A 16,004-nucleotide genomic window follows, 5' to 3' on the forward strand; every position below is an offset into this window, starting at 1 on the left:
CGCCTAGCTACAGAGGATTTAAGGCGCAAAAATGCCGTTAATTACACTTCCATACTTTTTATATAAGCTTTCTTTTTTCTTGACTACGTTTTTTCATGCGCCCTATATAGATGGTGGTTCAATCCAGAAATGTGAAAACAACAGCGATCGAAGCAACCTCCCGTTCACGGAGCGCTCGCCCAGTTGCCCAGCCACTCGCCCGCCCAGCTGTTAACGATTTTGCCGTCAGGAAACCGCAGCCAATGGTTTGCTTTTTATCTGTAGGGCCCCGCAACCGTAGGGCGGCCCTATCCCATTGCACCCGCCCACACAGCGGGTGTATTTGTGTTATTTCCACTCGCAGAAAGCAGAGTGCTAGGCTGGAAGCAGCGGAGAGGACGGGAGGAATGCGTAGAAGCGGAGCGCTCGCCTTTATTCTCGGATTCCAACCGTATAGCGGTTAAATCATCAGGAATCCGAGAATAACAGCGATCGAAGCAACCTCCCGTTCACGGAGCGTCCGCCCAGCCGTCCAGCCTACTTCCATGCGATAAAATGACACACAAACGCCCGCATTCCCATATCCTATAGGCAAATGCCTGTGTTAAAGGGGAGCGACTGAATGCTTAGGATCAAGCTGAATGAGCTGAGGGGCGGCGGGAGTGATGGCAGCTTCATAAAGGCGGATGTGTGGAAATGGGACGGGATTGAATGGAGCGAGTATAGCGTTCAGCAGGAAGAAGAGTTTATTCGCGCGGATGATGATCTATTCGTTAGTCTTCCCGCTGAACCAGGATTGTATCGTGTGGACTATTCGAGCAAGTCTTTGGAGGTTCCGTTTGAGCAGCCTGCGTGGGAGGTTAAGGAGCTACGGTCGACATCCTTACATCCCGCTCCTTTCAAGCTGAAAGAAGGCACCCTGTGGGGGTATATCAACGACGAAGGAACTACGGTGATTGAACCCCGGTACGAGTATGCGGAGGATTTTCAGCCGAATGGGCTGGCAGTGGTGCAGTTGAAAGGCAACAGCGGACTTATTGACAATACTGGACAGGAGCGGGTGAAGCCGGTTTATTCCTTTATCGGACCTTTTTTGGAGGGCCGGGCTGTCGTGTCCGATGCGAAAGGATATACCTTTATTGATGAGCAAGGTCATGAAGTCACTTCGGCGCGGGTCGATTATCTGAATTCGCTGCATGAAGGCCGCGCGCTTTTCTCAAAACAGGGGTCGGGTCAGGCATCACGTTACGGCTATTGGGATCGTCAAGGTAGAGAGGTGCTCCCAGCGGTCTATACAGACGCGAATGATTTTATGAACGGGACCGCACTGGTGAAGATTGCCGAGGGTGAATTCGCACTCATTGATCCAGATGGGCATCAGCTCTACACATATAAACATCCTTTTGTAGGCAGCCCAGGCGAAGGCTTGCTGTCCTATCAGGAGACGGAGAACGGCAGATATGGATATCTGAATAAAGATGGAAGTGTGGCGATTAAGCCACAATTTACGGCTGCACTACCCTTTTATGAGGGCCGGGCGGTAGTGAATACAGCGGAGAACTTCGGGAATGCATACGGCCTTATTGACAAGCAGGGACGAATGATTATTCCGGCCAAGTATTATGAGCTTCAGCAGCTTGGAGAGGGGCGGGTGGCATTGGGAACGCCGGTATATCCCTCACAGCCGTATCGCGGCTCCCGCTATGTGATCGCAGACGCAGAGAACGGCCGGATTCTTAGTACCCATCCTCTGCTCGGTGTGAATAGCTACCATGAGGGCCTAGCCTCTGTCTATGATGCTAAAGAGACATATTTTATTGATAAAAGTGGCAAGAGGTCAGCACAGCCGCCAGTCGTACCAGGTACGGGAACCCTAACTTTCAGCGGTCGCTTGATTCGAGCGAATGTCGATCAGCGTACATCCTATTATGACCATAGCGGCAAACAAGTCTGGCGGCAGAACGATGTGATCCCCCTGCGTGCCCCATACTCCGTAATTGAGAAGAAATATAAGCCGAACTTTGATTATCTGGTGTATTATCCTGTAGTGGAGGGGATCTCCAATAAGGAGGTGGCTAGAGAGGTTAACGACAAGCTGCGGAAGCTTTCGAAGGCGGAAGATATCGGTAGTGGCGGTACCGCACAGGATTTTAGTTATACGGGTGACTTTTCGGTAACCTTTTTCCGCAAAAACCTGTTGGTACTGGAGCTGAACGGCTACCGTTTTCCTTTCGGGGCAGCCCACGGCATGCCGACCAAAATCCATACCCATATCAATCTGCGCAACGGCAGATTTTATACATTGCGTGACTTGTTTAAGCCGGGGAGCAAATATGTAGAAAAGCTGAGTGAAATTGTTGGAAAACAGATACAAAATGATCCTCAGTATTCGTATGTCTTTCCGGGAACCTATAAGGGGATCTCAGCCGATCAGCCATTTTTTGTAGATGAGGATGCATTGTCCCTTTATTTTGCACCCTATGAGATTGCTCCGTATTCAGCAGGATTTCCGACCTTCCGTATCCCCTATGCAGAGATCATGGGGCTGATTTCGACAGAAGGCGAATTCTGGCAGTCCTTTCATTAAGATCTTGCATACATCGAATGCTCGCTGATCAGGCGTGCATTCTTTTTTTGTGTCAGAACATCATCCTATCACCCGAATGTTGTCAAAAATTAGAAGCGCACAGCTGATAGATGTGTGCTACAATGGCTGAGGAACATATTACAGTTTTGTAATTATTGCAGCCTCGTTGTCCTGGCAAACCGCAAACTACAACACAAGAATAGGGAGATGGCAGAATGAAGAGCAGAACTTTAAGAGCAATGATAGGCGGAAGTGTAGCAGCCGTTATGGCGCTTAGCATTACTCTTCCATTAACGGCCAATGCGGCCAGCAGTGTAAAGGTGACTACTACGACCACAACCATCAGCTATGATGAATTATTGAAATACCTTAGCAATTTTAATATTAATGGCTTACCTTTTAATTTTAACAACGGCACTAATGTGTCCAAGCCTCAAACGACACCTGCGCCCGTAGCCACACCAGCACCAACGCCGGCTAAACCGGTAGCTACACCAGCACCTACAGCACCACCGAAAGCTACCCCGGCTCCAGCTAAGCCAGCGCCAACTCAGGCACCAGCTGTGGGACAAGCCGGCACGTTCACCCAGCAAATTGTGACACTCGTGAACAAGGAGCGTGCAGCGGCCGGGTTATCTCCGGTCAGTGCGCTGGATAGCTTGAATAAAGTAGCAGCGACAAAAGCAACGGATATGCGGTCAAATAACTATTTCGATCATAATTCTCCAACCTACGGATCACCATTTGATATGATGAAATCCTTCGGAATTACGTACAGAGCGGCAGGCGAGAACATCGCCATGGGCCAACGGTCTCCGGAAGAGGTAATGACAGCCTGGATGAACAGCCCGGGTCACCGTGCCAACATCCTGAACAAGGATTTTAACTACATCGGCGTTGGTTTTGACAACAACTACTGGGTGCAGGAGTTTATAGGAAAATAAAATGTTTCGCCTATGTACAACATATTTCGTTCTCCCGGCAGCGCCGGGGGGGCGATTTTTTTATGGTTTTGGACTATTTTAGCTGTCATTTCTACGCTTCATATTTGCAAATTATGCATAGAAGAATTATGTTTATCTACATAGTTAAGAACTTTGTAAAATGTAGCACAATACACAATAGTACGGCATACGGAGGGATAGCGTTGAATGATTCCAAATGGACCTGGCGCAGTGTAAGCCTCATCTCCATAGCAACAACCCTTGTTTTGATCACAGGATTTGGATATGCAGTAAGTGACATCCTCTATCCAAAGGGCAATGTACCCCTGACAACTCTGCCACAAGCGACGCCTGCGCCCCAGAACGGAGCAGTGAAGTCCTTTAAAGTAGTAGCTCTGGGGGATTCTCTAGCCAAGGGAACTGGGGACAATACAGGGAACGGCTATGTGAAGAATACGGTAGCAGGCTTGGCAGCAAGTGGAATGTCGGCTGAACTGCTTGGCAATATGGGGATTAACGGGCTGACTACAGCCGGGCTGCAAAATAATCTAAAGGAAGCTGGCGTACAGTATTCACTTCGTCAGGCCAATGTGATCCTGCTCTCCATCGGAGGCAATGATCTGTTCCGGGGAGCCGATCTGCTGCAAAATGGCGGTGCCGGGAATGCTCCAGCCGGATCTTCGGCAGGGATTACGGGGCAAACGGGAACAGGATCGAAACCGAGCACTGCTGAAGGAAATCGCACAGGAAAGGGAACAGTACCTGGTGCATCCGGGGGAGAAGGAACGAGCGACTTGACTCCGGAATCGCTGCTCGCCGCGCTGCCGGAAGCTGCCGAGCGACTTGGTAAGATTTTGAACACCATTTCAGAGATCAACCCGGCGGCACAAATCTATTATGTGGGTCTCTATAATCCGTTCGGTGATATTAAAGAAATGCTGATTCCCGGTAATCAGGCGGTAACGGCCTGGAACAATGCTGCGATGGATATCATCAACAAGAATAGCAAGATTACGCTTGTCCCCACTTTTGACCTATTTAACAATCATTTGGACAAATATCTGTCTTCGGACCATTTTCACCCCAACGGTGATGGTTACAAGCGGATCGGAGCGCGGATTGTACAAGCTATCCAGTAAAGTGGACAAGCTGTGTTTCAGCGCATAAGGCAAGACCGAAATGATGGAATAAGGAGCAGTGTACATATGGCAAATGAGCTCAAGGATGGCCCCGGGACAGTAGTTCTCTCGGTCGACGGGGTCCGCAAAAAAATCGGCCGCAAATGGATCATCGATGATGTGACCTTTGATGTGCGCGAAGGTGAAATTTTCGGTTTCCTTGGACCTAACGGAGCCGGAAAAACGACAACCATTCGCATGCTTGTAGACTTGATCCGCCCCAGCGAGGGGAAGATCACGGTGTGCGGCTACAACGTTAATAAAGATCCGGAGAAGGCGCTGCAATATGTGGGCTCCATCGTCGAGAATCCGGAAGTATATACTTACCTGACCGGTTGGGAGAACTTGCAGCACTTTGCCCGGATGCAGCCGGGAGTGGATGAGGCCCGGATTGCTGAGGTAGTAGATACCGTTCGGCTGGATCAGCGCATCCATGATAAGGTTAGTACATATTCGCTTGGGATGAGACAGCGTCTCGGAATCGCGCAGGCGCTGCTGGGCCGTCCAAAGCTGTTAATTCTGGACGAACCCACGAACGGACTGGACCCTAAGGGAATTAAGGAACTGCGTGAATTCATCCGTAACCTTGCCGACGGGGGTCTCGCCGTATTCGTATCCAGCCACCTTCTCAGCGAGATTCAATTACTTTGCGATCGGGTTGCAATTATCAGCAAAGGCCGTGTGCTTGCCGTGGGTGGAGTAGATGAGCTGGTTGCTCGCAACTCCCCATATGTTTTGTGGGAGCTGGAGCCTTTTGACAGGGGGCGGCGTCTATTGGCCGAACGGCCAGATATCGTATTGGCTGATCCCGCAGAGATTACGCTTGATGATACTGTGATCGCGGGCATGGGTCCAAACTCACTGATTACGATTATGGATGATATTCTGATCCCGGAGATCGTTGCTGTGCTGGTCATGGCTGAAGTAGAAGTCCGGGGCGTGCATAAAATCAACCCGACACTGGAACAGCTATTCCTGAAACTGACGGAGGGTGAGACCATTGATTAACCTGTTGCCGCTCATCCGCAATGAGTGTCTGAAGATTATTAAAAAGAAGCGTTTTTATGTTATTTTGTTGATTCTGATCGTACTGGTACCGATGTTTACTTATGCACAAATGCGCATCGCTGAACGCAGTCGTGACAAGTTCAATTCGGACTGGCGGCTGGAAATCCAGCAGCAGATTACGGACAATCAGAATTCGCTCGGAAGTGATCGGATTCCGGAGGAATGGAAATCGTACCGGCGAATTTTTGTGCAGCAGCTGCAGTATTACCTGGATCACGATGTGAATCCGAACGAACCGAGCGGCGTGACCTTTACCCGTGAATTTCTTGACAATTCGGTGTCGTTGTTCATTCCCCTGCTAATCATGGCGGTGGCCTCAGACCTCGTATCCGGCGAAAGGACCTCAGGAACGATCAAAATGCTGTTGACCCGCCCGGTCAAACGCTGGAAGGTGCTTTTCAGTAAAATGTCGGCGCTCTTAATGTTCGTCTCGCTGATCGTATTGTCGACCTTCATCATTAGTTATCTGATTTCAGGTCTGGTGTTCGGGTACAAGGGCTTTAACGTGCCTGTCTTTACCGGCTTCCAGATCAGCGGCGATACGGTAGACATGTCAGGCGTCCATGCAGTGCCGCAGTGGAAATATCTGTTGATGCAGGGTGGGTTGATCTGGTACGTGAGCGTCGTTGTTGCACTGCTCGCCTTCATGATCTCTGTGCTTGTGAGAAGTACGGCTGCCAGTATCGTGGTTATGATGGCCTCGCTGATCGCAGGGACTATCCTGACGAACATGGCTTCTGCCTGGACGACCGCTAAATACTTGTTTATGGTCAATCTGGGATTGACGGGATATCTGTCCGGAACGCCAGCGCCGATCGAGGGGATGAGCCTATCCTTTTCCATGATTGTGCTCGCGATTTGGGCCGCCGTTTCTGTGATCATTTCATTCGCCGTCTTTACGAAACGGGATATTTTGAATTAGAATGTACAAAGTGAACGAAAACGTTTGTTTGCATTTACAGGTTAAAGTGAAGTGAAGAGAAGGAGGAGCATGAATGCTCGAACAGATCGATATGTTTGCAAAAGTCTCCAGTGAAGGCGGAACAGGCCCGACTGGATATGATGCTGACGACATTCAGGTGCTCGAAGGTCTGGTTGCGGTCCGCAAACGGCCCGGCATGTATATCGGCAGTACGAGTTCGTCGGGACTGCACCATCTGGTATGGGAAATAGTGGATAATGCCGTAGATGAGCATTTAGCCAAATTTTGTTCCAAGATTGAGATTACCCTGCGCAAGGACGGCTCGGTAACCGTAACGGATAATGGACGGGGCATACCGACAGGAATGCACAAAACGGGTGTGCCCACACCTCAGGTCGTATTTACAATGCTGCATGCGGGCGGCAAGTTCGGTGGATCCGGTTATAAGAAATCGGGCGGACTGCACGGCGTTGGCGCCTCAGTAACGAATGCATTGTCAGAATGGCTGGAAGTGGAGATCTACCGGGATGGCAAAATCCATCGTCAGCGCTTTGAATATTGGGTGGACGACAGCGGCAAGGAGCATGTCGGTGAGCCGGTGACCGGACTCGACATTCTGGGCAATACGAATAGAACCGGTTCGAAGGTTACGTTCAAGCCGGATATTCGTGTCTTCCAGCACGGCATTGCCCTGAATTATGATACGCTCTCTGAGCGGGTACAGGAGATTGCCTTCCTGAACTCTGGGCTCAAGATTATTTTGACGGACGAACGCAGCGGCCGCCAGGACGAATTTTTCTACGAAGGCGGCGCGAGCCAATTTGTGCAATATTTGAATGAAGGCAAGGATGTGCTGCATGACGTCATCCATTTCAGCTCCGAGAAGGATGATATTGAGGTTGAAATCGCCATTCAGTACAATGCGGGCTATACAGAAACCATTGCGTCTTTCGTCAACTCGATTCCGACACGGAGCGGGGGAACGCATGAGACTGGCTTCAAGACAGCCTATACTCGGGTCATGAACGACTATGCTCGCCGCACGCAATTGCTTAAGGAGAAGGACAAGAACCTTGAGGGGAATGATCTCCGCGAGGGCATGATGGCTGTCATCAGCATCAAGATGGCTGAGGTTGAGTTTGTGGGCCAGACCAAGGACCAGCTTGGCAGCTCCTCAGCCCGCAGTGCAGTGGATTACATTGTCTCCGAGAACATGGCACGCTTTCTGGAAGAGAATCCGCAAGTGGGACAAAGCCTGCTGAAGAAGTCGATTCAGGCGTCCAAGGCCCGTGAGGCAGCGCGCAAGGCCCGTGATGAGATCCGTAGCGGCAAGAAACGCAGCGAAAGCTCCAATCTGGGCGGTAAGCTGACTCCGGCGCAGTCCAAGGACTTTTCACGGACCGAGCTGTTTATTGTGGAGGGTGATTCTGCGGGCGGTTCGGCCAAGCAGGGCCGGGATTCCAAGATTCAGGCCATTCTTCCGTTGAAAGGCAAGCCGATGAATCCCGAGAAATCCAAGCTGCTGGATATCCTGAAGAACGATGAATACAAAGCGATCATCGCCGCCATCGGAGCGGGGATTGGTACAGAGTTTGCGGTAGAAGACAGCAATTATTCCAAAATCATCATCATGACCGACGCGGATACGGACGGCGCGCATATCCAGGTACTGCTGCTGACCTTTTTCTACCGTTATATGAAACCTTTGATTGACGCAGGCAAGGTCTTTATCGCCCAGCCTCCGCTCTACAAGCTGACCCGCAAATCCGGCAAGCTGGAGACCGTGCGTTATGCTTGGACTGACGAGCAACTGCAGAACTATTTGAAGGAATTCGGCAAAAATTTCGAGCTGCAGCGTTACAAAGGTCTCGGGGAAATGAACCCCGACCAGCTGTGGGAAACGACGATGAATCCTGAATCGCGCACACTTCTGCAGGTACAAGTCGATGATGCCGCCAAGGCTGAACGCCGTGTATCCACGCTGATGGGCGATAAAGTCGACCCGCGCAAGCGCTGGATTGTGGAGAATGTCGATTTCACAGAAATTGTGGAGTAGTAGATTGAGGAATAGAAGGTGAGTGCCAATGAGCAGTTTATCAGAACAATTTTTGCCGGCAATTCTGGAAGAGGTCGTCGGTGACCGCTTTGGCCGGTATTCCAAATATATTATTCAAGACCGTGCGATTCCCGATGTCCGGGACGGTCTGAAGCCGGTGCAGCGTCGTATTTTGTATGCGATGTACGATTCAGGCAATACGCCTGACAAACCCTATCGTAAGTCTGCGAAGACTGTAGGGGATGTAATGGGGAATTATCATCCACACGGTGACTCATCCATCTATGAAGGCATGGTGCGCATGGCGCAGCCTTGGAAGATGGGACATGTACTGGTGGACGGGCACGGCAACTGGGGTTCAATGGACGATGATCCGGCAGCAGCGATGCGTTATACTGAAGCCCGTTTGTCGCCGATTGCCATGGAGATGATGCGTGACATTGAGAAGCGTACGGTACTCTTCAAGGACAACTTTGATAATACGGCAAAAGAGCCGGTAGTTGTTCCATCTCGATATCCCAATCTGCTAGTGAACGGCACTAGCGGAATTTCCGCTGGCTTTGCAACCGAAATTCCGCCGCATAACTTGCGTGAAGTTATTGACGCGTGCATCGCCGTCATGCAGAAGCCGGAGATCGCGCTAGAGGATATTATGACCTTCATCAAGGGGCCGGATTTCCCTACAGGCGGCACTATTATGGGCGGTGAAGGCATCATGGATGCCTACCGGACAGGCAAAGGCCGTATCTATCTCCGCTCCAAGACCGAGATTGAGAACCTGCGCGGTGGCAAGCAGCAGATTGTTATCACTGAGGTTCCATTCCAGGTGGTGAAGTCCCGGCTCGTTACAGCCATGGAGAATATCCGACTTGAGAAAAAGGTTGAGGGTATCGCCGAAGTCCGCGACGAGAGCGGACGTGAGGGATTGCGGATTGTAGTTGAGCTGAAGAAGGATGCCGATGCTCAGGGGATTTTGGCTTATTTGCTCAAAAAAACCGACCTGCAGGTCACCTACAATTTTAATATGGTGGCGATTGTAGATAAAGCTCCACAGCAGCTTGGACTCAAAGCGATTTTGGAGGCTTATATCGGTCATCAGCGCGAGGTAGTTACGCACCGGACCCAGTTCGATCTGGAACGGGCGGAGGACCGTGCCCATGTGTTGGAGGGACTGGTTAAGGCGCTTAACATTCTGGATGAGGTTATCGCCGCGATCAAGGCATCGAAGAACCGCCAAGACGCCCAGAACAACCTCGTCTGGATGTTTGGCTTCACTGAACGTCAGGCGGATGCCATTCTTACGCTCCAATTGTATCGTCTAACCAATCTGGAGATCACATCGCTCCAGAAGGAGCTTGATGAGCTGCAGGCACGGATTGAGAAGCTGCGCGGCATTCTGGAGAGCGACAAGAAATTGATCGCCGTGATCCGCAAGGAGCTGCTGGAGATCCGTGATAAATACGGCATCGACCGTCGCTCCATTATTCAGGAAGAAGTAGAGGAGATCAAGGTTAGCCTTGAGGTTCTGGTCAACGCGGAGGACGTGCTGGTCGCCCTTTCGGCAGACGGCTACATCAAGCGGACCAGCTTGTTGTCCTTTACCCGCTCAGGCGGGGAACGTCAGACCTCCGGCGTTAAGGAAGGCGATTATATCGTCAAGCTGCTGGATTTGAACACAAGGGACAACCTGCTCATCTTTACTCGTAAAGGGCAGTATTTCCTCTTGCCGGTGCATCAGATTCCGGACTTTAAGTGGAAAGAACCGGGGACGGCTATTGTCAATGTCATCGGGCTCGCCAAGGGCGATGGCATCGCAAGCGTGCTGCCGGTGAGTAACCTGGATGATCCGCAGACGAGTCTTGTCTTCGTCACCCGTAAGGGCCAGGTGAAGCGTACGGAGCTCAAGGAGTACTCTACGAGTCGTTCCGGCGCAGTCGCGGCATGTAAGGTGGGTGCAGGTGATGAAGTCCTTACAGTGGCTCTTAGCCGAGGAGACAAGGAACTGGTACTGGTCACTCGCGAAGGTATGAGCATTAGGTTCCGTGAGAATGAAGTGAATCCAATGGGCCGAGTGGCCTCTGGCGTGCGGGGAATTCAACTGCGCGAAGGTGATGAAGTAGTGTCCTGCTTCTGGGTTAGCGAAGATGAAGGCGAGATTCTGGCGATCTCTGAGCTGGGATATGCCAAGCGCTCGCTGCTGCTGGATTATCCGTCGCAAAGTCGTGGTGGCAAAGGCATGCCGACCTTTGAATTCAAGGAAGGCAAGCGTGTCCGGCCGAATGGCAGCCGCTTGGTGGGAGCTTTTTACTGTAAGGAACCAGTGGCGCTGCACGCTATTACGCGTGACGGACAGTCACATAGCTTCTCTTCGGAATCCGCACCGCTGGGTGAACGGAAATCGATCGGCAAGCAGATTGTGCCTGTAGAGAAAAAGGATGAGATCATCACCTTGTTCCCGACCATTCAATAATAGATGGATTTAACTTAGGGATTGTAGGTATGGGAGCATACCTCTTCTGAGTTGGACATAACGGAAGATACTTGATTTGAAGATGCATTGATTTGAAGATGTGTTGATTTGAAGATACATTGTCTTGAGTATTCGCTGACTTAAAAATGCATTGAAATTGGTGTCCGCCTGCTTTCTTCGAGAAAACGGGTTGGGCACCATTTTTCTTAGAGAGACGGTGGGAGTTGCGGTGGCTGGGATTATTTATTTTCCAACTTTGCAGGAAATGGAATCTTTTTCTCGAAAATGTAATATAGACCGGTAGGGAAAATACCATAACGACAGTAACGCAAGGAAAGGAAGGAATACGTGTGCACGCCACTGAATTCAGTAAAATATGGCATAAAATTTTGAAGGACTATAAGCTTCATATGGACAGCAAGCTCGCCCCAACGCTTACCGATGCCCAATTGACCGTACTAGAACTGCTTCAGGAACGTGATGCGATCAAGCCTTCCGATCTGGCTCCGTATCTGGCAACCAGCCCGGCGGCGGTGACCATGCTGCTGGACCGAATGGAGAAGCACGACCTTATCGCAAGGGAACGTGATGAAGCGGACCGCCGCATTGTCTGGGTCAGCATTACGGAGACGGGTAAGCGCGAGTCTGCACGGGGGCTGAAGATCCGCAGCGATTTTTTTGCCGAGGCCCTGGACCCGATCTCATCGCACAACCAACAATTGCTCCTGTATCTGATGGGCAAAATGGTTGTCGCTCCAACCCCCGCCCCGACGCCGGAGGGTTCCACACCGTAACACTACGGATTCATAGCTTGGCAAGTTCATTGTATCGCTCAGAGTGGACATGTCATCCGACAATGATTAGAGGAGCATTTCCGAAATATTAAAGCACTGTAGCTGAGGGTTGCATGAGCTGAGAGATTCATGCAACTTTCAAAGGAGATCAAAACAACGAGTACTTCAACAGTTCGCGAGAATTCACTTGATTTGGAAGATGAACTGCATTGGTTATCGCACTTTTTTCTCTGACGGCTGTTTGGGGATGGAGATCATTGAAGTGAATCAAGACCAATGATGTGGATCAGAGATCATTAACGGGAAAAACTCCTGTTAATGAAGCGATAGCATAGTTATTATAGAAAATAACAGGAAAAACTCCCGTTAATGTGGCTGATGGACAGACTTATTACGTCTAGTGAGGCTATTAACTGGAGAAAATCCTGTTATTTTTGTTGAGAGCATTGATTTGATTGAAATAACAGGAGAAATTCCTGTTAACGGTTCTCCCTTGGTTGTATAGTACTTAGTTTTACAAGAGTTGCAGTCTTGGTAGGCTGCACAATTAATGTAAGCTCTCAAGAAGATTATTATAAGAACACTTTAACCTCACTATAGGATCGATTTAACCTCACTGTAACTTTGATAGAGTAGCAGCGTTACCGGCAGTATCAGTAATAGGGGCGGTACCATCGGCACGAGCAATAGCAGCAGTAGAAGTGGTACGAGTAGTAGGAGCGTACCAGTAGAAGTAGCGGACGAGCAGTAGCGGAAGTAGGGGCGAAGCAGCAGTAGCAGCGGTACGGGTAGTAGGAGAAGTAGGAGCGTACCCGTAGTAGCAGCGGCATGAGCAGTAGCAGAAGAAGCATCGTACCCGTAGTAGCAGCGTACCAGCTGCAGTAGCAGTACGAGCAGTAGCAGTACGAGCAGTAGCAGAAGTAACATTGTACCCGTAGTAGCAGTGGTATAAGCAATAGCAACAGTAGCAGCAATAGCAACAGTAGCAGCTATAGCAGCGGTAGCGGCGTATCAGTAGTGGCAGTGGTACCAAGTAGTACCCGCAGTACCCGCAGTACCCGCAGTACCCGCAGTACCCGCAGTGCCCGCAGTACCCGCAGTACCCGCAGTACCCGCAGTACCCGCAGTACCCGCAGTACCCGCAGTACCCGCAGTACCCGCAGTACCCGTAGTACCCGTAGTACCCGTAGTACTACCAGCAATACCAGTAGTATCACCGCCACCAGCACCAGCAGTGGCAGTGTACTAAACACCCGCCTCACCACCAGCAGCTCACAAAAAACAAGGCCCTCCTTAACGGACGGCCTTGTTTTGCAACTCCTGTGCCCAGAGGTTCCAGGGGAAGCTCTGTGGTGGTAAGGAGATCAGTTCGATTTCATCCTTTGTGACCGGATGGGGGAAGGCAACGACTGACGACCAAAGAGCGATCTGCTGTCCTGGTTTGTTCACGGCGGCGCCGTATTTCTGGTCGCCGTATAGCGGGCAGCCGATGGAGCTGAGCTGGACGCGGATTTGATGCGAGCGTCCAGTGAGCAGGTCAATCTTCAGCAGGCTGTAGCCTTCTGCGGTGCCGAGCACAGTGTAGTCGAGGATAGCTTCTTTCCCGCCCGGTGTGCCTTTACGGACCACGGAGACGGTGTTGGTGGCAGAATCCTTGAGCAGTGTGTCGACGAGGCGTCCGCTGAGCGCCTTAGGCTTCCCATGTACCACCGTGAGATACACCTTACGGAAGCTATGGGTGCGAACACTGTCTGACAATCTTGACGCAGCCTTGGAGGTCTTGGCGAAGATCATGGCGCCGCCAACAGGGCGGTCCAGACGGTGAACCAGACCCATGTAGACATTGCCTGGCTTGTTGAACCGCTCTTTGACATCCGCTTTGAGCAGGGTCAATACATCGGCATCTCCGGTGGCATCTTCCTGCACAGGGACATTCACCGGTTTGACGATACCCAGCAGGTGGTTATCTTCATACAGGATCTCAAAAGCAGAGGAAACGCTGTTAGCGTCGTCCTGTCCGCCTTGTGCATGCGGGGCCACGGCTTAGGACTCCCAGCGGCCCAAGATGCCGCAAGGCAGGTTCAAGCCGGAAGAAGTAATCGGCAAGCCAATTTCACCGGAGGTGATTTTGCCACCGTAGCGTTGTCCCATCGTCATAGACAGCATGTTGCTCAGCACGGTCGGCGAGATGCCTGTTGTGTAAGAATTAATGAGCATGAACAGCGGATTGTCGCTCAGGATCTGCATACAGCTCTCAAGGAACGGATACAAGCTTGATTCCAGCTTCCACATTTCACCACCAGGTCCTCTTCCATAGGACGGCGGATCCATGATGATGGCATCGTATTTGCTGCCGCGACGTTGTTCCCGCTGCACGAATTTGAAGACATCGTCGGTAATGAAGCGAACCGGACGCTCGCCAAGGCCGGACAACTGCAGATTCTCCTTGGCCCATTGGACCATCCCTTTAGCTGCGTCAACATGCACAACCGAAGCGCCTGCGCTGGCAGAGGCCACGGTAGCGCCGCCGGTGTAGGCGAACAAGTTCAGCACCTGAATAGGACGATTAGCCGACGCAATCTTGTCCATCATCCAGTTCCAGTTGGCAGCTTGCTCGGGGAATAATCCCGTATGCTTGAAATTGGTTGGACGCAGGTGGAATTTCAGCTTCCCGTAATTGATCTGCCAATTGTCGGGGATGTTTTTCTTCATCTCCCATTGTCCGCCGCCTGCGGAGCTACGGTGATAATGTCCGTGCACATCGCGCCACTGATATGTTTCGTTGTTAAGCGGCCAAATGATCTGCGGGTCTGGACGGCGCAGAATGATATCGCCCCAGCGTTCCAGCTTTTCTCCGCCACCAGTATCAATGACTTCATAGTCTTTCCAATCACTTGCTATATACATTTCTTTATCCATCCTTCAAAAATTCATTTAGCCTTTATTGTACAACATTTCGCCTCATAGCTACAAACAAAATGACCTGAATTTAGCGACTGAGAGCCAGTAGTACAGAAGATTTTTACTCCTCGCTGAAATTTGCTGCTGTTCTCTGGCGTCAGCCGGACGAGTTGTGTATCATCAGATCTAGGTCTAGATGGATGCACAGCTATTTTTGGAATAAAACGCCCTTGAGCCAAGACCGGAAAGGAATGCCTAAATGTTCAACCTCGCGCAGCTATATCACCCGATCACGGCCAACCCGGCGAGGGTCTCGGAATACCCGCCTGCCACAGCACTTAAGCCGTATATCCACTGCTTCTGGGGTCCAGAATCTCCGCAAGGAGATAAGCTTTCAATACTGCCAGCAGGCAATGAGATCATCATCCCGGACACCTGCATGGATATCATCTGGGATCTGGATGAGGCCACTGGGCGCAGCAGCACGCTTTTTCATGGTATCAATGACTCGCCTTTTCAAGTACCTTTAGGGGGGGAGAAGACAGTTCGCTCCAGATTTGCAATCCGGTTTTATTTTTGGGGTGTGCACTATTTTGCTGATCACCACCTTCGGGATGCATTGAACGCCCATGTGGATGTGGAGGCTTATTTTAGCACCTTTCGACGTGAACTTGGCGAATTGTTGATGCGTGAACGTGGGATGCGAGAGCGAATTGCGGCAGCCGAAGACTATTTACTGCGAAGGCTGGAGCATACGCAAAGAACGAATGATGGTGTGATGAATGCGGTATATACGATCCTTCAGTCCAAAGGTTTAGTCACGGCGAAAGAACTGTCGAGCGGTTTAGGACTGAGCCAGCGCCAGTTGGAGAGGCTGTTCCGCGAATATATCGGTATTTCCCCCAAGAAAACTGCTGATCTGGTTCGCTTTCAGAATACGTGGCAAGAGTTGTATCAATTATCCCGGGGCAAAGGAAACATTCAGGATCTTGTGTATGCATACCGGTTCAGCGATCAATCCCATTTCAATAACAGTTTTAAAAAATATGCCGGAAGAACGCCGCTTGAGGCATTGGCCGCCGCCAGGCGTTAATGTCGTTTTTTT

The 16,004-nt window shown here is 50.8% G+C and carries 14 protein-coding genes; 9 read left to right on the forward strand and 5 right to left on the reverse strand.

Annotated features, from left to right (window positions below; all coding sequences use genetic code 11):
* Nucleotides 1–118: 118 nt before the first annotated feature.
* The gene (locus ACFORK_RS04410) at nucleotides 119–301 is read right to left on the reverse strand and encodes a hypothetical protein (RefSeq protein WP_379196071.1); all 183 of its coding nucleotides are present in this window, start codon (nucleotides 299–301) and stop codon (nucleotides 119–121) included.
* Between the two features lie 300 nt (nucleotides 302–601).
* On the opposite strand from ACFORK_RS04410, the gene ACFORK_RS04415 reads away from it, so the two are divergent.
* The 8 genes from ACFORK_RS04415 to ACFORK_RS04450 all read left to right on the forward strand — a co-directional run bounded on the left by ACFORK_RS04415 (nucleotide 602) and on the right by ACFORK_RS04450 (nucleotide 11,998).
* Complete coding sequence (locus ACFORK_RS04415; protein ID WP_379196073.1) at nucleotides 602–2,566, forward strand: WG repeat-containing protein; 1,965 nt, start codon at nucleotides 602–604, stop codon at nucleotides 2,564–2,566.
* A 215-nt stretch (nucleotides 2,567–2,781) separates the two neighbouring features.
* Nucleotides 2,782–3,510, forward strand: a complete 729-nt coding sequence (locus tag ACFORK_RS04420) for a CAP domain-containing protein (protein ID WP_379196075.1) — start codon at nucleotides 2,782–2,784, stop codon at nucleotides 3,508–3,510.
* A gap of 203 nt (nucleotides 3,511–3,713) precedes the next feature.
* Complete coding sequence (locus tag ACFORK_RS04425; protein WP_379196077.1) at nucleotides 3,714–4,649, forward strand: GDSL-type esterase/lipase family protein; 936 nt, start codon at nucleotides 3,714–3,716, stop codon at nucleotides 4,647–4,649.
* A 66-nt stretch (nucleotides 4,650–4,715) separates the two neighbouring features.
* Complete coding sequence (locus tag ACFORK_RS04430) at nucleotides 4,716–5,696, forward strand: ABC transporter ATP-binding protein (protein ID WP_379196079.1); 981 nt, start codon at nucleotides 4,716–4,718, stop codon at nucleotides 5,694–5,696.
* Entirely contained in the window at nucleotides 5,689–6,678 is a 990-nt protein-coding gene (locus ACFORK_RS04435) for an ABC transporter permease (RefSeq protein WP_379196081.1), read from the forward strand. The genes ACFORK_RS04430 and ACFORK_RS04435 overlap by 8 nt, the downstream gene beginning before the upstream one ends.
* A gap of 73 nt (nucleotides 6,679–6,751) precedes the next feature.
* On the forward strand, nucleotides 6,752–8,734 hold the full coding sequence (parE, locus tag ACFORK_RS04440; protein ID WP_379196083.1) for a DNA topoisomerase IV subunit B: 1,983 nt from the start codon (nucleotides 6,752–6,754) through the stop codon (nucleotides 8,732–8,734).
* Between the two features lie 28 nt (nucleotides 8,735–8,762).
* Nucleotides 8,763–11,204, forward strand: coding sequence for a DNA gyrase subunit A (gene gyrA / locus ACFORK_RS04445; RefSeq protein ID WP_379196085.1), 2,442 nt, complete (start codon nucleotides 8,763–8,765; stop codon nucleotides 11,202–11,204).
* Between the two features lie 350 nt (nucleotides 11,205–11,554).
* The gene (locus tag ACFORK_RS04450) at nucleotides 11,555–11,998 is read left to right on the forward strand and encodes a MarR family winged helix-turn-helix transcriptional regulator (protein WP_379196087.1); all 444 of its coding nucleotides are present in this window, start codon (nucleotides 11,555–11,557) and stop codon (nucleotides 11,996–11,998) included.
* 594 nt (nucleotides 11,999–12,592) lie between these two features.
* Here ACFORK_RS04450 and ACFORK_RS04455 read toward each other — a convergent pair.
* The 4 genes from ACFORK_RS04455 to ACFORK_RS04470 all read right to left on the reverse strand — a co-directional run bounded on the left by ACFORK_RS04455 (nucleotide 12,593) and on the right by ACFORK_RS04470 (nucleotide 14,905).
* A complete protein-coding gene (locus ACFORK_RS04455; protein ID WP_379196089.1) occupies nucleotides 12,593–12,925 on the reverse strand; it encodes a hypothetical protein in 333 nt (110 codons plus the stop codon).
* 62 nt (nucleotides 12,926–12,987) lie between these two features.
* Entirely contained in the window at nucleotides 12,988–13,251 is a 264-nt protein-coding gene (locus ACFORK_RS04460; RefSeq protein ID WP_379196091.1) for a hypothetical protein, read from the reverse strand.
* Nucleotides 13,252–13,291: 40 nt separating this feature from the next.
* On the reverse strand, nucleotides 13,292–14,038 hold the full coding sequence (locus ACFORK_RS04465) for an RluA family pseudouridine synthase (RefSeq protein ID WP_379196093.1): 747 nt from the start codon (nucleotides 14,036–14,038) through the stop codon (nucleotides 13,292–13,294).
* A 3-nt stretch (nucleotides 14,039–14,041) separates the two neighbouring features.
* A complete protein-coding gene (locus tag ACFORK_RS04470) occupies nucleotides 14,042–14,905 on the reverse strand; it encodes a class I SAM-dependent methyltransferase (protein ID WP_379196095.1) in 864 nt (287 codons plus the stop codon).
* Nucleotides 14,906–15,158: 253 nt separating this feature from the next.
* Between ACFORK_RS04470 and ACFORK_RS04475 the strand changes: the two genes are divergently transcribed.
* The gene (locus ACFORK_RS04475) at nucleotides 15,159–15,992 is read left to right on the forward strand and encodes a helix-turn-helix domain-containing protein (protein ID WP_379196097.1); all 834 of its coding nucleotides are present in this window, start codon (nucleotides 15,159–15,161) and stop codon (nucleotides 15,990–15,992) included.
* Nucleotides 15,993–16,004 lie beyond the last annotated feature (12 nt).

The sequence above is a fragment of the Paenibacillus sp. GCM10012306 genome (genome assembly GCF_042649265.1).
Classification (GTDB): domain Bacteria; phylum Bacillota; class Bacilli; order Paenibacillales; family Paenibacillaceae; genus Paenibacillus_AQ.